Source organism: Bradyrhizobium sp. NP1 (genome assembly GCF_030378205.1).
In the GTDB taxonomy this organism is placed as follows: Bacteria; Pseudomonadota; Alphaproteobacteria; order Rhizobiales; family Xanthobacteraceae; genus Bradyrhizobium.
Genome location: NZ_CP127385.1, coordinates 5,713,493 through 5,731,212, shown reverse-complemented (window position 1 = coordinate 5,731,212; position 17,720 = coordinate 5,713,493). Strand labels below are relative to the sequence as shown.

22 protein-coding genes are annotated in these 17,720 nt (G+C 64.7%); 17 read left to right on the top strand and 5 right to left on the bottom strand.

Features of this window, described 5'->3' with window-relative positions; translation table 11 throughout:
- Positions 1–81: 81 nt before the first annotated feature.
- Genes phnG through QOU61_RS27830 form a run of 9 tightly spaced genes read left to right on the top strand, consistent with a single transcriptional unit; the run spans position 82 to position 7,032 of the window.
- Positions 82–543 (top strand): phosphonate C-P lyase system protein PhnG, encoded by a 462-nt coding sequence (gene phnG / locus QOU61_RS27870; RefSeq protein ID WP_289654420.1) that lies wholly within the window; start codon positions 82–84, stop codon positions 541–543.
- A 3-nt stretch (positions 544–546) separates the two neighbouring features.
- Complete coding sequence (phnH, locus tag QOU61_RS27865; RefSeq protein WP_289654419.1) at positions 547–1,155, top strand: phosphonate C-P lyase system protein PhnH; 609 nt, start codon at positions 547–549, stop codon at positions 1,153–1,155.
- A gap of 3 nt (positions 1,156–1,158) precedes the next feature.
- A complete protein-coding gene (locus QOU61_RS27860; RefSeq protein ID WP_289654418.1) occupies positions 1,159–2,262 on the top strand; it encodes a carbon-phosphorus lyase complex subunit in 1,104 nt (367 codons plus the stop codon).
- Positions 2,259–3,143 (top strand): alpha-D-ribose 1-methylphosphonate 5-phosphate C-P-lyase PhnJ, encoded by an 885-nt coding sequence (locus tag QOU61_RS27855; RefSeq protein WP_289654417.1) that lies wholly within the window; start codon positions 2,259–2,261, stop codon positions 3,141–3,143. Before QOU61_RS27860 ends, QOU61_RS27855 begins: the two co-directional genes overlap by 4 nt.
- Complete coding sequence (gene phnK, locus QOU61_RS27850; RefSeq protein ID WP_289654416.1) at positions 3,136–3,936, top strand: phosphonate C-P lyase system protein PhnK; 801 nt, start codon at positions 3,136–3,138, stop codon at positions 3,934–3,936. The genes QOU61_RS27855 and phnK overlap by 8 nt, the downstream gene beginning before the upstream one ends.
- 10 nt (positions 3,937–3,946) lie before the next feature.
- Entirely contained in the window at positions 3,947–4,645 is a 699-nt protein-coding gene (phnL, locus tag QOU61_RS27845) for a phosphonate C-P lyase system protein PhnL (protein ID WP_289654415.1), read from the top strand.
- Positions 4,646–4,659: 14 nt separating this feature from the next.
- Positions 4,660–5,817 (top strand): alpha-D-ribose 1-methylphosphonate 5-triphosphate diphosphatase, encoded by a 1,158-nt coding sequence (locus tag QOU61_RS27840; RefSeq protein WP_289661804.1) that lies wholly within the window; start codon positions 4,660–4,662, stop codon positions 5,815–5,817.
- Positions 5,814–6,452 (top strand): phosphonate metabolism protein/1,5-bisphosphokinase (PRPP-forming) PhnN, encoded by a 639-nt coding sequence (phnN, locus tag QOU61_RS27835; RefSeq protein ID WP_289654414.1) that lies wholly within the window; start codon positions 5,814–5,816, stop codon positions 6,450–6,452. The genes QOU61_RS27840 and phnN overlap by 4 nt, the downstream gene beginning before the upstream one ends.
- A complete protein-coding gene (locus tag QOU61_RS27830; protein ID WP_289654413.1) occupies positions 6,421–7,032 on the top strand; it encodes a pyridoxamine 5'-phosphate oxidase family protein in 612 nt (203 codons plus the stop codon). The genes phnN and QOU61_RS27830 overlap by 32 nt, the downstream gene beginning before the upstream one ends.
- A 69-nt stretch (positions 7,033–7,101) precedes the next feature.
- Here the strand turns inward: QOU61_RS27830 and QOU61_RS27825 are convergent, their stop codons facing one another.
- Positions 7,102–7,311: a hypothetical protein gene (locus QOU61_RS27825; RefSeq protein ID WP_289654412.1), complete on the bottom strand. Its 210-nt coding sequence runs from the start codon at positions 7,309–7,311 to the stop codon at positions 7,102–7,104.
- Positions 7,312–7,502: 191 nt separating this feature from the next.
- Complete coding sequence (locus QOU61_RS27820) at positions 7,503–7,829, bottom strand: DMT family transporter (protein ID WP_289661802.1); 327 nt, start codon at positions 7,827–7,829, stop codon at positions 7,503–7,505.
- 267 nt (positions 7,830–8,096) lie between these two features.
- On the opposite strand from QOU61_RS27820, the gene QOU61_RS27815 reads away from it, so the two are divergent.
- From QOU61_RS27815 to QOU61_RS27795, 5 genes are all read left to right on the top strand, one after another.
- Complete coding sequence (locus tag QOU61_RS27815) at positions 8,097–8,285, top strand: hypothetical protein (RefSeq protein WP_289654411.1); 189 nt, start codon at positions 8,097–8,099, stop codon at positions 8,283–8,285.
- 188 nt (positions 8,286–8,473) lie between these two features.
- Positions 8,474–9,835, top strand: a complete 1,362-nt coding sequence (locus QOU61_RS27810) for a c-type cytochrome (RefSeq protein WP_289654410.1) — start codon at positions 8,474–8,476, stop codon at positions 9,833–9,835.
- Positions 9,832–10,329, top strand: a complete 498-nt coding sequence (locus QOU61_RS27805; protein WP_289654409.1) for a (2Fe-2S)-binding protein — start codon at positions 9,832–9,834, stop codon at positions 10,327–10,329. The genes QOU61_RS27810 and QOU61_RS27805 overlap by 4 nt, the downstream gene beginning before the upstream one ends.
- Positions 10,326–12,557, top strand: coding sequence for a xanthine dehydrogenase family protein molybdopterin-binding subunit (locus tag QOU61_RS27800; RefSeq protein ID WP_289654408.1), 2,232 nt, complete (start codon positions 10,326–10,328; stop codon positions 12,555–12,557). Before QOU61_RS27805 ends, QOU61_RS27800 begins: the two co-directional genes overlap by 4 nt.
- Positions 12,558–12,607: 50 nt before the next feature.
- Complete coding sequence (locus QOU61_RS27795; RefSeq protein ID WP_289654407.1) at positions 12,608–13,582, top strand: quinone oxidoreductase family protein; 975 nt, start codon at positions 12,608–12,610, stop codon at positions 13,580–13,582.
- A 53-nt stretch (positions 13,583–13,635) separates the two neighbouring features.
- Here QOU61_RS27795 and QOU61_RS27790 read toward each other — a convergent pair whose 3' ends face one another.
- From QOU61_RS27790 to QOU61_RS27780, 3 genes are all read right to left on the bottom strand, one after another.
- Positions 13,636–14,958 (bottom strand): MFS transporter, encoded by a 1,323-nt coding sequence (locus tag QOU61_RS27790; RefSeq protein WP_289654406.1) that lies wholly within the window; start codon positions 14,956–14,958, stop codon positions 13,636–13,638.
- 152 nt (positions 14,959–15,110) lie between these two features.
- Positions 15,111–15,386, bottom strand: a complete 276-nt coding sequence (locus tag QOU61_RS27785; protein WP_289654405.1) for a hypothetical protein — start codon at positions 15,384–15,386, stop codon at positions 15,111–15,113.
- Positions 15,387–15,465: 79 nt separating this feature from the next.
- The gene (locus QOU61_RS27780) at positions 15,466–16,104 is read right to left on the bottom strand and encodes a S24 family peptidase (protein WP_289654404.1); all 639 of its coding nucleotides are present in this window, start codon (positions 16,102–16,104) and stop codon (positions 15,466–15,468) included.
- A gap of 153 nt (positions 16,105–16,257) precedes the next feature.
- On the opposite strand from QOU61_RS27780, the gene QOU61_RS27775 reads away from it, so the two are divergent.
- Genes QOU61_RS27775 through QOU61_RS27765 form a run of 3 tightly spaced genes read left to right on the top strand, consistent with a single transcriptional unit; the run spans position 16,258 to position 17,701 of the window.
- Positions 16,258–16,788: a GcrA family cell cycle regulator gene (locus QOU61_RS27775; protein ID WP_289654403.1), complete on the top strand. Its 531-nt coding sequence runs from the start codon at positions 16,258–16,260 to the stop codon at positions 16,786–16,788.
- Between the two features lie 33 nt (positions 16,789–16,821).
- Positions 16,822–17,373 carry a hypothetical protein gene (locus tag QOU61_RS27770; RefSeq protein ID WP_289654402.1) on the top strand — a complete coding sequence of 184 codons (552 nt, stop codon included), beginning with the start codon at positions 16,822–16,824 and terminating at the stop codon, positions 17,371–17,373.
- A gap of 58 nt (positions 17,374–17,431) precedes the next feature.
- The gene (locus QOU61_RS27765) at positions 17,432–17,701 is read left to right on the top strand and encodes an alpha/beta fold hydrolase (protein WP_289654401.1); all 270 of its coding nucleotides are present in this window, start codon (positions 17,432–17,434) and stop codon (positions 17,699–17,701) included.
- Positions 17,702–17,720 lie beyond the last annotated feature (19 nt).

Sequence of the window (17,720 nt, the reverse complement as noted above, 5' to 3'; positions counted from 1 at the left end):
CGCGTGTCATGAAACAGTCATGGCGTTTGAATATCAAGTTGTCTAGTATCATAGACAACTTGAATCGGGCAAGGGCCGGCCATGGCGGCGATCACGGACAGCGGCGGAGAGGCGAAGCGCAAGGCGGCAATGGCGATGCTGGCGCAGGCTTCCACCGCCGAGATCGTGCGCCATCTCGAGGGTATCGAATTGCCGGTGCACGAAGACCTGCGCGAGGCCGAGAACGGCCTTGTCATGCTGCGAGGCCGGATCGGCGGCGACGGCGCGCCGTTCAATCTCGGTGAGGCGACGGTATCGCGCGCGGCAGTGCGGCTTGCGACCGGCGAAACCGGCTTTGGCTATGCGCTCGGGCGGGACAAGGAAAAGGCGCGGATGATCGCGCTGTGCGACGCGCTGACCCAATCGAAGGAGTTTGCCGGCGTCGTCGAAGCCAGGGTGCTTGCGCCGCTCAGCGCCATGATGCTGTCGCGGCAAAACCGCAAGGCCGCCGAGGCGGCGGCGACGCGGGTCGATTTCTACACGCTGGTGCGCGGCGAGGGATGAGCCATGACGACGATTGCGGAACTGCCTCCGGGATTTGCCGACAAGGTGCTGTCGGCGCAGTCGACCTTCCGCTCGGTGATGGAGGCGATGGCGCGTCCGGGCACGGTGCAGCGCGTCGCGGCAAGCGTCGGTACGCCGACCGGTGTAGCGCGGGGCACGGCTGCCATCGCGCTGACGCTGTTCGACCACGATACGCCGATCTGGCTTGATCCGATGCTGGCGCAGACTTCGGAGATCACGCGGTGGCTCAAATTCCACACCAGTGCGCCTGTCGTCGTCGATTCGTCGATCGCGAGTTTCGCGCTGATCGCTGATGCGGGCGCGCTGCCCGGTCTCGATCGATTTTCATTCGGCACAAACGAATATCCGGATCGTTCGACCACGCTGGTCATCCAGGTCGAAAGCCTGGCTCAGGGGCCTGCCTACCGGTTGCGTGGTCCCGGAATCGAGGATGCGACGATCCTGCAGGCGACCGTCCGTCCGCCGGATATGTTCGAGCGGCTTGCTGTCAACGCCGCGCTGTTCCCGCGCGGTATCGATGTTCTCCTCGTGTGCGATGACCTGGTTGTCGCGCTTCCCCGTACCACCCGGATTGCCGCTTACGGAGCCTGATCCATGTATGTCGCCGTCAAGGGAGGCGAACGCGCCATCGAGAACGCGCACCGGCTGCTCGCGCATGAGCGCCGCGGCGACCGCGACGTTGCGGAGGTGACGCTGGCGCAGATTTCCGAGCAGCTCGCGCTCGGGGTCGATCGCGTCATGGCCGAGGGCTCGCTGTACGACCGCGAGCTTGCGGCCCTTGCGATCAAGCAGGCGCGGGGCGACCTGATCGAGGCGATCTTCCTGGTGCGCGCTTTCCGCGCGACCCTGCCGCGTTTCGGTGCCAGCGAGCCGGTCGACACGGGCAGTATGCAGGTGAGACGGCGGATTTCCTCGACTTTCAAGGATATCCCCGGCGGCCAGATCCTCGGTCCCACCTTCGACTATACGCACCGGCTGCTCGACCCCCAGCTTGCTGACGGCTTTGTCCCGGATCAACCGGTGACCGGCGAAACAACCGAGGTCGCGACGCCGCGCGTCACCGATATTCTCGGTCGCGACGGCCTGATCGAACCCTCGCCGGAAGCGGAAGAGGGGGCCCCGGTCGGCGACCTCACGCGCGAGCCGCTGGCCTTTCCCGCCGATCGCGACCTGCGCCTGCAAAATCTGGCGCGCGCCGACGAAGGCTTCCTGCTGGCGCTCGGCTATTCGACGCAGCGCGGCTATGGCCGCAACCATCCTTTCGCGGGCGAAATTCGCTTCGGCGAGGTCGAGGTGGAGTTCTTCGCCGAGGATGCCGGTTTCGCCGTGCCGCTCGGCTCGATCAGCGTGACCGAGTGCCAGATGGTCAACCAGTTCAAGGGCTCGGCAACGGAAGCCCCGTGCTTCACCCGCGGCTATGGGCTCGCCTTCGGGCAGAGCGAGCGCAAGGCGATGTCGATGGCGCTGGTCGATCGCAGCCTGCGCGCCCGCGAGCTCGGCGAAGAGGTGCTGGCGCCGGCGCAGGACGAAGAGTTCGTGATGTCGCATTCCGACAATGTGCAGGCGACCGGCTTCGTGGAGCACCTGAAGCTGCCGCATTATGTCGACTTCCAGTCCGAGCTTGGCCTGCTGCGCAAATTGCGCAAGGAGTTTGCCGAAGCCGCGGACGGACTGCCGATGCGGGAGGCCGCGGAATGAATGCGCCGGCCTACAATTTCGCCTATCTCGACGAGCAGACCAAGCGGATGATCCGCCGCGCGATCCTGAAGGCGATCGCCATTCCCGGCTATCAGGTGCCGTTCGCGAGTCGCGAAATGCCCATGCCCTATGGCTGGGGAACCGGCGGCGTGCAGGTGACCGCGGCAATCCTCGGACCCGACGACGTTCTCAAGGTGATCGACCAGGGCTCCGACGACACCACCAATGCGATCTCGATCAGGAAATTCTTTGCCAAGACGGCCGGCGTTGAGACCACGACGTCGACGAGCGACGCGACCGTGATCCAGACCCGTCACCGGATCCCGGAAGCGCCGCTGCATGCGGGACAGGTGCTGGTCTATCAGGTGCCGATCCCCGAGCCGCTGCGCTTCCTCGAGCCGCGCGAGACCGAGACGCGCCGCATGCATGCGCTTGCCGAGTACGGCCTGATGCATGTCAAGCTCTATGAAGACATCGCGCGGTTCGGCCATATCGCGACCGCCTATGCCTACCCGGTGAAGGTGAACGAGCGCTACGTGATGGACCCCTCGCCGACGCCCAAATTCGACAACCCGAAGATGGACGATTGCCCGGCGCTGCAACTGTTCGGCGCCGGCCGCGAGAAGCGCATCTATGCGATTCCGCCGCACACCAAGGTGGTGTCGCTCGACTTCGAGGATCACCCGTTCTCGCGCTACCGGTTCGACGCGCCCTGCGCGCTGTGCGGGGCGGAGGATTCCTATCTCGACGAGATCGTCATCGACGACAGAGGCGGGCGGATGTTCGTCTGTTCCGATACCGATTACTGCGAGGGCCGGCAGGCCGCGGGTCACCGTGGCACTGAGCACGCCGCACCCCACAAGGAGAGGGCGCATGGCTGAGCCGCATCGTGCGACTGACGATGACCAGCCGCTGCTGGTCGCGGAAAAGCTCGGCAGGAATTACGGCCGGCTGGCGGCCTGCCGCGATGTGTCCTTTGCGCTCTATCCAGGCGAAGTGCTGGCCGTCGTCGGCGAATCCGGCTCGGGCAAATCGACGCTGCTGCAATTGCTCTCGGCGCAGCTTGCGCCGAGCGCGGGGCGGGTCTCCTACCGCATGCGCGACGGGGTGCTGCGCGATCTCGCGAGCCTTGGCGAGGCCGAGCGGCGTTTGCTGTTCCGCACCGACTGGGGCTATGTGCATCAGGACCCCGCGCAGGGCCTGCGCATGGCGGTGTCGGCCGGCGCCAATGTCGGCGAGCGCTTGATGGCGGTCGGCTGGAATCACTACGGCCGCATTCGCCAGACCGCATCCTCCTGGCTCGATCGGGTGGAGATCGACGTCCGCCGCATCGACGACGCACCGCGCACCTATTCTGGCGGCATGCGCCAGCGCCTGCAGATCGCGCGCAATCTCGTCACCGAGCCGCGCCTTGTCTTCATGGACGAGCCGACCGGCGGCCTCGACGTCTCGGTGCAGGCGCGCCTGCTCGACCTGATGCGTGGCCTTGTCGGCGAACTGAATCTGGCGGCTGTTGTCGTGACGCACGACCTCGCGGTCGCGCGGCTCTTGTCGCACCGGGTGATGGTGATGAAGGGCGGCGAGGTGATCGAAACCGGCCTGACGGACCAGGTGCTGGATGATCCCAGGGAGCCCTACACCCAGCTCCTCGTTTCGTCGATCCTGCCGCCATGAGCCCATGCCGATGACCCTGATGATCGAGATCCAGAACGCCGAAAAGACCTTCACCATGCATCTGCAGGGCGGGGTGCAGTTGCCCGTGCTGCGGAATGTCTCCTTCCATGTCGGGACCGGGGAGTGTGTCGTGCTGTCCGGGCCGTCGGGCACCGGCAAGTCGTCAATTCTCAAGATGATGTTCGGAAACTACCGCTGCGACCGCGGCCGCATCGGTGTCCGCCACCAGGGCAACATTGTCGACCTCGCCTCGGCCGAGCCGCGGCAGATCCTGAACGTCCGGCGCAGCACGATCGGCTATGTCAGCCAGTTCCTGCGCGCCGTACCGCGCGTTGCCACGCTGGATGTGGTCGCCGAGCCACTGGTCGCTGCCGGCACGGCGCGTGCGGAAGCGCGCGATCAGGCAGGCAACCTGCTGCGGCGCCTCAACATCCACGAGCGGCTGTGGTCGCTGCCGCCGTCGACGTTCTCCGGCGGCGAGCAGCAGCGCGTCAACATCGCGCGCGGCTTCATCTGCGAGCTTCCGATCCTGCTGCTGGATGAGCCGACGGCGTCGCTCGATGCAGCCAATCGCGAAGTGGTGGTCGACCTGATCGACGAGAAGAAGCATGCGGGCGTTGCTGTTGTCGCGATCGTCCATGACGACGAGATTCGAAGCCGCATCGCGGACCGGGTGGTCGACGTGACCTCGTTTGCAGCCGCCGCATGAAGAAAGTCGAGGCCATGAGTGCGATTTCGTCCGATACCGTCATCGGCAATGCCAGGATCGTGCTGGCCGATCGTGTGATCGAGTGCGGCTGGATCGCCTTTGCCGACGGGCGCGTCGCCGAGATCGCCGAGGGGCGGGCGCCGGGGGCTCACATCGATGCGGCCGGCGATCTTTTCATGCCGGGGCTGGTCGAGCTGCATACCGATCACCTCGAAGCGCATTACGTGCCGCGCCCGAAAGTATTCTGGGATCCAACCGCTGCGGTGATCTCATACGACGGACAGCTCGCGACATCAGGCATCACGACCGTGCTGGATTCGCTGAGGGTCTGGCGCGAGGACGGCGCCGAGGACGTCGATGGCCGCGCCGGCATCCTGGCGGCGGCGATCACCGCCGCGCGCGAGGCAAGCCTGCTGCGCGCCGATCACTTCCTGCACCTGCGTTGCGAAATCCCGATGCCGGATGTGGTCGCGGAAGCCAGCGAATTGGTCGCGCGTCCGGATGTCCGGCTGATGTCGCTGATGGATCACACACCGGGCCAGCGGCAGTTCCGCGACGAAGCCAAGCTCCGTGACTATTACCGCGGCAAGGGCGCCGGCATGACCGACGCCGAGCTCGACGTGCTGTTCGCGCGGCGCTTCGCCTACCAGCGGACCTATGCCGCGGACAACATGCGGGCCATCGTGGCGCTGGCGCACCAGCACGACATCCCGCTCGCGAGCCACGATGACACGACCGACGAAAACGTCGCCGATGCGGTCCGCGATCGGGTGTCGGTCGCCGAATTTCCGACCACGATGGAGGCCGCGCGCGGGCTGCACCGGGCCGGTATCGACATCCTGATGGGCGCACCGAACGTGGTGCGCGGCGGCTCGCATTCCGGCAACATCGCAGCCGTCGACCTCGCGCGTGAGGGCCTGCTCGACATCCTTTCCTCCGACTATGTGCCGTCGAGCCTCCTGATGGGCGCGCTGCAACTGCCGGAACGCGTTCCAGCCATCGATCTGGCGTCGGCAGTGCGAACGGTCACCAAGACGCCGGCGGAAGCCGTTGGCCTTGCCGATCGCGGCGAGATCGCCCCCGGCAAGCGTGCCGACTTGATCCGCGTCCATGTCGCCGGCGGAATCCCGGTCGTTCGCAGCGTCTGGCGGGAAGGGCAGCGGGTGGCATGAGCGAAGCACCGACGGTAGCAGTTACCAACACCACCGCGATCGGGCCGGGTCGCCTGGTCCTGGTGGTCGGTCCCAGCGGCGCCGGCAAGGATACGCTGCTCGGCCTCGCGAAGGCCGCCTGCGCCGACGATGCCGGCATCGTCTTCCCGCGCCGCGTGATCACGCGCGAAGCGTCCTCATCCGAGGATAATGATCAGGCAAGCATCGATGCGTTCCGCGAGGCGTCCGGCCGCGAAGAGTTTGCCGTTCACTGGGAGGCGCATGGCCACTGCTATGGCCTGCCTCGTTCGATCGACGATGACATCCGGGCCGGCCGCACGGTTGTCGCCAATGTATCGCGCACCGTGATCGAGGCGATGCGGAGCGCCTACGCCAGCGTCACGGTTGTTTCGATCACCGCGCCGCCGGCCGTCCTGGCGGAGCGGCTCGCCGCGCGCGGGCGCAGCAGCGACGGAAGGATCGAGCAGCGGCTCGGGCGCTCGGTCGACCACCCATCGGAGCCGGATGTCACCATCCTCAATATCAGCAGCGCCGACTATCATGCGCGTCAGCTCTTGCGGGCGATCAGGGGAGAATGGGTGGCGGGATGCAGGGAGAAGCGCAATGTCTGTGATCGCGACGATCGATCAGCTTGAGGCGATCTACGGACATCCGGGAGAAAGCTCGACCGTCAAGGTCGCCGACCGGATCACGCCTTCCTACCGCACCATGATCGAGAAGTCGCCGTTTGCGGCGCTGGCCACGTCAGGGCCGGAGGGGCTCGACTGCTCGCCGCGCGGCGACCTGCCTGGGTTCGTCCGCATCCACGATGAGAAGACGCTGATCATGCCCGATCGCCGCGGCAACAACCGTATCGATTCCCTGCGCAACATCGTGCGCGATCCGCGGGTGGCGCTGCTGTTCCTGATCCCCGGGTCCGGCAATACGCTGCGCGTCAACGGCCGGGCTCAGGTATCGGTCGATCCGCAATTGCTGGCGTCGCTCGCCATGCAAGGCAAGGCGCCGCGGACGGCGATCATCATCGCGATCGATGAGATCTATTTCCAATGTGCCCGCGCGATCGTGCGCTCCGATCTGTGGAATCCCGACAAGCGCGCAGATCCAATGACCTTGCCGACGCCCGGCCAGATCCTTGCGGAGATGAGCGACAACCGCGTGGGTGGCGACGAATATGATCGCGAGTGGCCGGAGCGTGCCCGCCAGACCATGTGGTAGGCGACGTCAACGGCTGCTTGTTGGTGACGTTCGACGATATCGTGCGCGGTCAGCGTTCGTGGAAGATGCTCAAGCCACGAGGTCAAGAAGCTTCGAGGAACCCCGGACGAGAACCTTGCGTCCCGTCGCGGTGATGACCGGGCGCTCATCGATCACGGTGGCGAGCTTGAGGGACACGAGCTGCCGGATCGCGGCTCGACCCGCAGGCTGCGGCGCGCGCAGCGCCTTCAGTGCTTCCCATTGATCCGGGGTGAGGTCGTAGTCGAATTCAGCGCTCATGCAGTTTCGAATCCGTCGTGAACTTTTCGGGCGTTTCTTACAGACGCCGCATGAAGACGGTGCGACCATAATGAGTCAGGATTTCGGTGGCGAAGCACGCTTTTTTGAGATCAATCAAATGTGGAAACAGGCGCGATCGTAACGCAACGTTCACATCCTCGTATCGAGGACGATTTTCTGCCGGGGCGATGTCAAACAGGCGACGTGAGTTTCAATCCGATCATCCCTGCGACAATCAGCGTCAGGCAAAAAATGCGAACGGGATCGGCAGGCTCGCTGTAGAGAATAATGCCGACAAGAATGGACCCGGCGGCGCCGATACCTGTCCAGACGGCATAAGCGGTGCCGAACGGTAACGAGCGTAGTGCGATCGCCATCAATCCGAAGCTGAGTGCAATAGCGGCCACGGTCGCAAGCGTCGGCCAGAATCGGGTGAGCCCGTCAGAGTATTTCAGGCCCAGCGCCCAGCCGATTTCGAGCAGGCCCGCTCCCAGCAGTGCAACCCATGCGCTCACGATTTCCCCTTTGGGCTCCCGCAGTGCCGCATGCAGCGACGCGCCAATGGGGCTTCCTTGCGTGGTTCGCGCGACAGGGGTGTGACAGAAACGGCAATTTCCTGGACGGTCGCGACCTCGGCTGTCGCAAATCTGTTGCGTTGCGACATGATTCCTGTTGGCGGTGCAGCAACCAAATGCTGCCGTTTTCCACATGCCAATATTGCGGGAGTCCCACGCCGGTCTGATAGGGTGGATCATCAATCGGCTTCACACGGCGGAGTGAAGTTCATGAACAAGCTTACGCAAATTCGCGGTCAGGTAGCGATCTGTCGGGAGCGCGCGACGCATGATTCCGAGCGGCGGCTTTTCTGGCTGGCGCAAGCGGAGGAATGGGAGCAGCGCGCGCTCGACGAAATCGCGCAGCACTTCCGGGAGTGCAATCACGAAGGCGCCGTGCGGGAGCTTGCGTCCGGCTAATCCTGGCACCAAGCTGGGCGTTACGATCGACAAGGCCGCCGACCCGACCCTCGGGTGTCATCGAGTGGCGGGCGTATTCGGCGCCTCAAGCCCGCCCGTTGGCTTTCGTCAACAGAAAGTGATGAAGCTGGGGACGACGGGACTGGCATTGGTTTCATGCCAGGAACCTGCAAGCAGCCGTTGAACCGATGACACGATCAGGACTCATCTGGAGCATTTTGGCGGCGCTGGGCGTCGGTGGGGCCGCTTTCGCTTTTGCGATCGCCTGGCGACCCGCCATCGCGGAGATCGATCCGCCAAAGCCGCAATCGTTCGATGCCGATCTCGTCAAGCGCGGCCGTGTGCTTGCGTCGATCGGCAATTGCAACGATTGCCACACGGTGCGCGGCGGAAAAAACTACGCCGGCGGGCTGCCGGTGCCGACGCCGTTCGGCACGGTGTTCTCGTCCAACATCACGCCGGATCCCGAAACGGGAATCGGCCGCTGGCCGGAAGCGGCGTTCCGCCGCGCCATGCGCTCGGGCGTCGCCCGTAATGGCGCTCACCTTTATCCGACCTTCCCATATGATCACTTCACCAATGTCAGCGATGAGGACGATCGCGCGCTCTACGCCTTCTTGATGACCCGCGAACCGGTGCACGCGCCGGCGCGGCCGAACCAGCTGTCCTTTCCGCTCGATCAGCGGATGGTGATCGCCGGCTGGAAGCTGTTGTTCCTGCGCCGCGGTACATACCAGCCCGACAGCAGCAAAAGCGCGGAATGGAATCGCGGCGCCTATCTGGTCGAGGGACTGGCACACTGCGGCGCCTGCCATACGCCGCGCAACGCGCTGGGCGCGGAACGCATCAGTGCGGCCTTCGCCGGCGGCGACGTCGACAATTGGCAGGCTTATCCCATCAATGCAGCATCTCCGGCGCCCGTGCCGTGGACGGCCGAAGCGCTCTACGCCTATTTGCGGGACGGCTTCCACCCAGATCACGGAACGGCGCGTGGGCCGATGGCACAAGTCGTGAGCAATCTCGCATCGGTGCCTGCCGGCGACGTCCGAGCCATCGCGATCTACATGGCTGACGTGCTCGGACCGCCGACGCCGGACCGTAAGCGCGAAGGCGAGCTCGCGCTGGCGCAGGCGACAAAGCCCACGCCTTCCGCGCCGCAAGCAGAAGCAGGTGGTGCCGCGATCTATCACGCCGCCTGCGCGACCTGCCACGAAAGCGGCCGCCAGCCTCCTTACGGCGGAATCAATTTGGGCCTCAGCACGGTAGTGACAAGCCCTGATCCACGCAACCTCGCCAATATCGTCTTGTCCGGCATCCGCTCCGTCGAGGGCGAGCGCAGCCCGATCATGCCGGGCTTTGCGCCGAGCATGAGCGACGAGCAGATCGTCACGCTGCTCACCTATCTGCGTACCCGCTTCAGTAGTCAGCCGGCCTGGACCGACCTTGCGAAGCTCGTCCGCGAGGCGCGTCGAACGCAGACCGTATTTTTGCAAACCTCGGCCGGGCCGAACAGTGCTCCCGTCGATGCGAAGCAGCGAGGCGTGCCATGACAAAATTGAAGGTCAACGGCCAGGAACACCGGATCGATGCTGATCCCGATACGCCGCTGCTCTACGTGCTGCGTGACGACCTCAAGCTGAACGCCGCAAAGTTCGGCTGTGGGCTTGGCCAGTGCGGCTCTTGCACCGTCATCGTCGACGGTCAGGCGGTGCTGTCCTGCGTTACGCCGATCATGCTTCTCGAGGGCAGGCAGGTCACGACCCTGGAGGGCCTGGGCACGATCGCGGAGCCGGCGCCGATCCAGCGCGCCTTCATGGAGGAGCAGGCGGCGCAGTGCGGCTATTGCATCGCGGGCATGATGATGCGCGCGCAGGCGCTGCTGCAGCGTAACGCGAAACCAACCGACGAACAGATCCGCGCCGAGCTCGAGCCCAATCTCTGTCGCTGCGGAACGCACATGCGCATCCTCCGCGCAGTACGTCGTGCGGCGCGGCTGATGGATACCGCGGATACGTCGCCGTCTGCCAACGGAGGTGCGCGATGAATGCCCCTGTCATCCTCGACCGGCGTCGCGTGCTTGCGGGTGGCGGCGCGCTGATCGTCAGTTTTTCGCTTCGCGGCGCGTTCGCACAGGACCAGGGCGCGGCGGCACCCCCCACACCGAAAGCGCCGGGCAGTCTCGCGACGACGCCTTATCTCGACTCCTGGATCAGGATCGACGCCGATGGCTCGATCACAGCGTTTACCGGCAAGGCGGAGCTCGGCCAGGGTTTCAAGACTGCATTCCAGCAGATCGCGGCTGAGGAGCTCGACATTCCCTTCGCGTCGCTGAAGGTCGTCACCGCGGACACAAGCTTGACCGCCAACGAAGGCTACACGTCCGGCAGCCATTCGATGCAGGATAGCGGCACCGCGATCCAGCACGCTGCGGCGCAGGCGCGTGAGCTTCTGACGGCCGAAGCGGCGAGACGGCTCGAGGTGCGGCCGGAAAGCCTGCGGACCGAGAATGCCGCAGTCATCGCGTCGGATGGGCGGCGGCTGACCTATGGCGAGCTTGTTGCCGGCAATCTGCTGCACGTGCAGGCGCAGGCCACTTCGAAGCTGAAAGATCCGGCGACGTTCAAGGTCGTGGGCCAACCGGTGCCGCGGGTCGATATTCCGGCCAAGGTTACCGGAGGGATGGCCTATGTCCAGGACATGCGGCGGCCCGGCATGGTGCATGCGCGGATCGTCCGGCCGCCGAGCTATGCTGCGCAGCTCGTCGAATGCGACACCTCGGCGATCGAGAAGATGCCTGATGTCGTCAAGGTCGTGCGCGACGGCAATTTCCTTGCTGTCGTTGCCAACAAGGAGTTTGCTGCCGTCAAGGCGATGAACGCGCTTTCAGCCGCCGCCAAGTGGCAGGAGAGCGCAAAGCTACCAAAGCAGGACGAGATCGCTGACGTCCTGTTGAAGCTGCCGGCAGAGGATTCGACGATCTTCCAGCGCAGCGACCCGTCCATCGCCGGCCGCCGGACGATCGAAGCCACCTATGCGCGGCCCTATCAATCGCACGGGTCGATCGGGCCGTCCTGCGCAATCGCCCAACTCGTCGACGGCGCCATGACGGTCTGGACGCACACCCAAGGCGTCTATCCGGACCGCCAGGCGATCGCGCAAATGCTGAAGATGGCTCCTTCGAGCGTCAGGCTGATCCATGTCGAAGGCTCCGGTTGCTATGGCCACAACGGCGCCGACGATGCGGCGGCCGACGCCGCGCTGATCGCACGCGCCATGCCCGGCGCGCCGGTGCGGGTGCAATGGATGCGGGAGCAGGAACACGCCTGGGAGCCGTTTGGGCCCGCCATGGTGACGAAGTTGAAGGCCGCGCTCGACGAGAGTGGCCGGATCGCGGACTGGAATTTCGAGGTCTGGAGCAACACCCATTCGATGCGTCCGGGCGGCGCCGGCTGTCTGTTGGCTGCGCAACACATGGCGGAGCCAATCGCTGTGCCCGCGCCGAAGCCGCTGCCGCTGCCGGAGGGCGGCGGCGATCGCAACGCAATCCCGATCTACACGTTCCCCAATGCGCGCGTGGTGCATCACTTCATTGCCGAGATGCCGCTGCGGATTTCGGCGATGCGGGCGCTCGGCGCCTATCACAACGTGTTTTCGATCGAGAGCTTCATGGACGAGCTAGCCGGGCTTGCCGGCGCCGATCCGGTCGAATTCAGGCTGAAGCATCTTGACGATTCGCGCGGGCGCGACGTCATCGAAAAAGCCGCGCAGGGTTTTGGGTGGCAGAGCGGACAGAAAGCGCCGCCCGGCCACGGCTATGGCTTTGCCTTCGCCCGCTACAAGAATCTCGCCGCCTATTGCGCCATTGCCAGCGAAGTCGAGGTGAACCAGGAGACCGGCCGCGCCCGCCTGGTGCGGGCGGTTGCGGCGGTCGACAGCGGGCAGGTCGTCAATCCGGATGGGCTGATCAACCAGGTCGAAGGGGCGATCATCCAGTCCATGAGCTGGACTCTCTATGAGAGGGTGACATTCGACGATAGCAGGATCACCAGCATCGACTGGCAGACCTATCCCATCCTGCGCTTCGATGCTGTGCCCGAGCGGATCGATGTCCACATCATCGACCGGCCTGGACAGCCCTTCCTCGGCAGCGGCGAGACCGGGCAGGGGCCGGCCGCGGCCTCGATTGCAAATGCCATCGCCAATGCTACCGGAAAGCGGCTGCGAAACCTGCCGTTGACACGCAAGCGCATCAAGGATGCGATTGACGCCTGAACGTCTGTTACACCTGTCTTTCGCGCCGTTCCACTCAAGGAGTACATACAATGACGCACGCCATCCGCTTCCATCGCGCCGGCGGACCCGAGGTCCTGGTCTGGGAGGAGGTCAATGTCGGCAAGCCCGGCCCCGGCGAAGCGCGCATCCGCCACACCGCCGTGGGCCTGAACTTCGTCGATATCTACAACCGCTCGGGCCTTTATCCTGTGCAGTTGCCGAGCGGCCTCGGCAGCGAGGCGGCCGGCGTGGTCGAGGAGGTCGGATCGGGAGTTACCGATCTCAAGCCCGGCGACCGCGTCGCCTACGGCAGTTCGCCGCTTGGCGCCTACGCCGAGGCGCGGCTCATTCCCGCAGGCTCCCTGCTGAAGCTGCCTGACGGGATCGATGACAAGACGGCGGCGGCCATGATGCTGAAGGGCCTGACCGTGCAGTACCTGATCCGGCAGACCTACCGGGTCAAGGCGGGCGACACGATCCTTCTCCATGCAGCGGCAGGTGGCGTCGGCCTGATCCTGAGCCAGTGGGCGAAGCATCTTGGCGCGACCGTGATCGGCACCGTCTCCAGTGACGAGAAGGCAAAGCTCGCCCAGGCCCATGGCTGCGCCCATACGATCGTCTATACGAAGGAGGATTTCGTCAAACGCGTCGACGAGATCACGGGCGGCAAGAAGGTGCCGGTGGTCTATGATTCCGTGGGCAAGGACACGTTCCTCAAGTCACTCGATTGTCTTGCCCCGCTCGGCGTCGCGGCGCTGTTCGGCCAATCGTCCGGCAGCGTCGAGCCGCTCAATCTCGGCTTGCTGGCGCAGAAGGGATCGCTCTTCGTCACCCGCCCGACGCTCTTCACCTATGCCGCCAAGCGCGAAAACCTCGTTGCGATGGCCAAGGAGCTGTTCGATGTCGTGCAGTCGGGCGCGGTGAAGATCGAAGTACGCCAGACCTATCCGCTGAAGGACGCGGCGAAGGCGCACGCCGACCTTGCCGCGCGCAAGACCACCGGCTCGACGGTGTTGCTGGTCTGAGGTTCAAAAAGGATCGGGCGCGTTGCCGAGGGTTATGGCAGCGCGCCCGCCGTTCACTTTGCCACGGGTGCCGGGGCGCGCTCGAGCGCATCGTCGTGACTGAGCGACAGCACGATACCCATCGCGATCACGCCGAGCCCTGCGAGCAACAACAAGCCGCCGGTGTAGGAGCCGGTGTGGTCCTTGATCCAGCCCATCGCGAACGGGCCAGCGAAGCCGGCGAGGTTGCCGATGGAATTGATCACGGCGATGCCGCACGCGGCGGCCGCGCCCGACAGAAACGCCGTCGGCAGGGTCCAGAACACCGGCAGGCAGCTGAAGATGCCGAAGCCGGCCAGGCAGAAGGCCAGCATCTTCAGCGTGGGATCGTCGAGCACCGTGGACAGGGCAATGCCGGCGGCGGCAAGGAACAACGGAATTGCGGTGTGGAAGCGCCGCTCCGTCTTCCGATCGGACCGGCGGCCCCACCAGACCATCGCAACGGTTCCGACCGCATAGGGCAGCGCCGAAACCACAGTCGTCATGAATGTCGTGAGTCCGAACGCCTTCACGATCTGCGGCAGGAAGAAGCCGAGCCCGTAGTTGGTCGCCACCGCGCCGAAATAGACCAGGCTCAACCCGATCACGCGCGGATTGATCAGGGCTTGTCCCACCGTGTATTCACGCACCGCCTCGCGCTGCTTCTGCTCCAGGCGTAGCCGCTCGGCGAGCCAGTCACGCTCGCTCGCCTCAAGCCAATGGGCATCGGCCGGCCGGTCGGTCAGATAAAAGAACACAACGACCGACAGGACGATCGCAGGCAGCGCCTCGATGACGAACAGCCACTGCCAGCCGGCAAGGCTTCCCAGCCCGTGCAGACCGAGCAGGTAGCCGGAGATTGGCGCGCCGATCACGGTGGAAAGCGGGATGGCGGCCATGAAGTAGCCGACGATGCGGGCGCGGTACTCCGCCGGGAACCACAGCGTCAGATAGAAGATGATGCCGGGGAAGAAGCCGGCCTCGGCCACGCCGAGCAGCACGCGGATCAGGTAAAAAGTGTTCTCGCTGCCGAGACCAGTAGCGCGGCCAATGTCCGGAATGAAGGCCATCAGGCCGGACAGAAGCCCCCAGCTCAGCATGATGCGGGCGATCCACTTGCGCGCGCCGAAGCGCTCAAGCATCAGGTTCGACGGCACCTCGAACAGGAAATAGGCCAGGAAGAAGATGCCCGCGCCGAAACCATATGCCGTCTGCGACAGGCCGAGATCCTGGTTCATCGTGAGCGCGGCAAAGCCCACATTGACCCGGTCAAGATAGGCGATGAAGTAGCAAACGATAAGGAAGGGGACGAGCCGGCTCGTCACCTTCGTGAGCGTCGTGACTTCCAGATTGTTCATGTGACGAGCCCGTTGGAACTGCGACGCGCCCGTGAGCCCCCGTTTCCGGGCGTTGCCACAGACTGACAGCATTGCGGGCGATGACGCAAGATCAAGTGATCGGAGTGCAGCGCAACAAGTGAGGAGAAGGAGCCGGGGCCGATCCCGGCTCCTCAGACGCTCTCGTGCTTTCGCAAATCCCTGAGATGGTCGAAGTGATTGGCCTGCAGCTCGGCGGCACCGGGCGCGGGCTCGGGGAGGGCGGCTTCCTTGAGGATTTCGGCGGTGACGTCCTCGACGCAGGCATCCACGATCTCGTGGATGAAGCTGATGTTCTTGTATTCGCCAGAGGTGACGCGCGAGACCACTTCGCGCCGCGTGACCTCTGGATCGACCACCGCCTCGCGACCGCGCCTGCCGTAGTCGATCATCACCACGAAGTATTGCATGGGGTCGATTATTTCTGAAAATCAGAAAATAGTCAAGCCCAATTTCTGAAAATCAGAAACCGCTCAGTGGTACCCAGCTTCACTTCTCGGGCGGGCGGCCATCCGCAGGCCTTGCCGCCTTTCGAGCGCGGCTCGCGGATCTGGCGCGCAGCCGCTCGATCTGGCCGCGCGGCAGGGTTACGCAGATTTCCCCGATCCATTCCAGCTTCACCCCGCTGATCGGCTTGGCGTTGAAGCTGGTGAGGTTGACGAGGTTTGGGGATTTTCCGCGCTCGATGGTCTTCAGATAGCGCTCGCCCGTCCTCAGCCGCACTGCGGCCTCCTCGCCATAGAAGCTCGCGAGCGGATGGCGTTGTTCGCGATAGACCACGATGATGTCGCCGTTCTCGTATTTCGGCAGCATGGAATCGCCTGATACTTCGAATGCGACGGTTTCCTCCGAGATCGGGAAGGGCAGTTCGACATCGCCGAGCCCTTCAGGGGGCACCTGCTCGTGCTCGGGCTCGATGGAGGCGCCGGCGCCGACCCGTCCCATGATCGGCACCGCGTTCAGTTCCAGATAGGCGATGATGGCGTCGATCTCGGAAGCCTTGATCAGCCGTTGTCCGGCCAGAATTTCGGAGACCGCGCCCGGGCGCACGCCCATCGCCAGCGCGAGGCCACCCTTGGTCTTGCCCGGCTTCTTCAGCCCCCGTTCGATCATCACGACGTCAAGCATGGCAGGCGCTCCGGCTTTCGAATCCACTCTACTCATAGCAATTCTGATTATCCGAAATCAAGCTTGACTTTCATTTCGGAATATCAGAAATTACTCCGCCTGCACCGGAATCGGGATCAGCCCGCATATCCGTCGCGTACAAAGGCAAAATTCATGCAAGCGACCAACTGGGCGCCGGAGCATTCCGACGCGCTGCGCGAGCTCATGGCGAAAGGCTTGTCCCATTCGGAGATCGCGAAGACCATCAACGAGAGGTTTGGAACGAACTACACACGAAACGCCACGATTGGCCGCAGCAAGCGAATGGGGCTCACGGGGCCGGCGAAGCCGGCGAGCCCGCAGCGCGTGCCACCTCAGACGAGGCCGCCACGGCCGCACCGGGCAGGCCGCGCTGGCGCTGCTGCAAAGACCGAGCCGACACCAGCAATACACCACGCCGAACCCGTCAAGCTCCGTTGTGTCGGCATCAGGCCGCGGCTCGTTCCGCTCGTCGAGCTCGAAGCCGGCGATTGCCGTTACCCGTACGGCGGCGACAAGGACGGCGAACCCATCACCTTCTGCGGCCATCCGAGACGGAAGGGCTCAAGCTATTGCACGGCGCACTTCCGTCTAACCCGTGACCCCGGGCTCGGATCGGAGCGCGGCGCCGCGCCGGTCGTGCTGCGGCTGGTGAAAGCGGCCTAGCCACCGAAACCCCAAGGCAGCAGGAGTATCAACGTGCCACGTGTCAAACGGAACAAGTCCTACCGCATCGCCAAGCTGCATGACCGGCGTTCGCGAGACCTGCCGCTCAATGCCGAGGTGGCGACGGTCGAGATCGACGATCCCCTGGCGCTCGATCCGGGGGGGAAGGTCGTGGCGCTGCGTTCGATCCGCAACGACCCTCTCGGGCGGCTTCACGCGCATGGGCAGATCGACGACGCGCAATATCAGGGCGGCCGGGCGTTCCAGAACGACTGGGAAAGGGCTGAGCGTGGTCCGCAGGCGGTCGATCCCGGACGTGACCATGTCGACGGCGCACGGATGCGGGAGCCGATCACCGAGGGCCAGCGCCAGGCGGCGCAGCGGCTGAACCGCATCGAGCGCGAACTCGGCACCGACGGCGCGGTGCTGGTGCACGAGGTGCTGATCATGGGAATGACCATGGAGCAGATCGGAGACCGGCGCGGGCTGCAGACGCAGCGCTGGAAGGACTATTTCTCGCGGCGTTTTCGCGAATGTCTCGACCGGCTGGCCCTGATCTACGGGTTTGTGACGGCGCGTCCCTGACGCGTTCCGCTTACGTCGGACGTAATCGACCCGCGAGCAGGAATGGATCAAGCAGCTGATGCTGAGTACCCCGCTCCGTGTTGCGGTCGAGTGCAACCGAACCATGACGGCGACGGATTTCCGAAAGGAGCTGCCGAAGATTTCCGTTGCGGTGCTCGTCGTTCACGGCGACAAGGATGCGTCCGCTCCGATCGAGCTCACCGGCCGGCCGACGGCGGCCCTGATCCCGAACGCGCAGCTGAAAGTCTATGAGGGGGCGCTGCACGGTCTTTTCGTCACGCACAAGGACCGTTTGAATGCCGACCTGTTCGCCTTCATAACGGGGTGACGCAAGAGCGGCTGGCCGG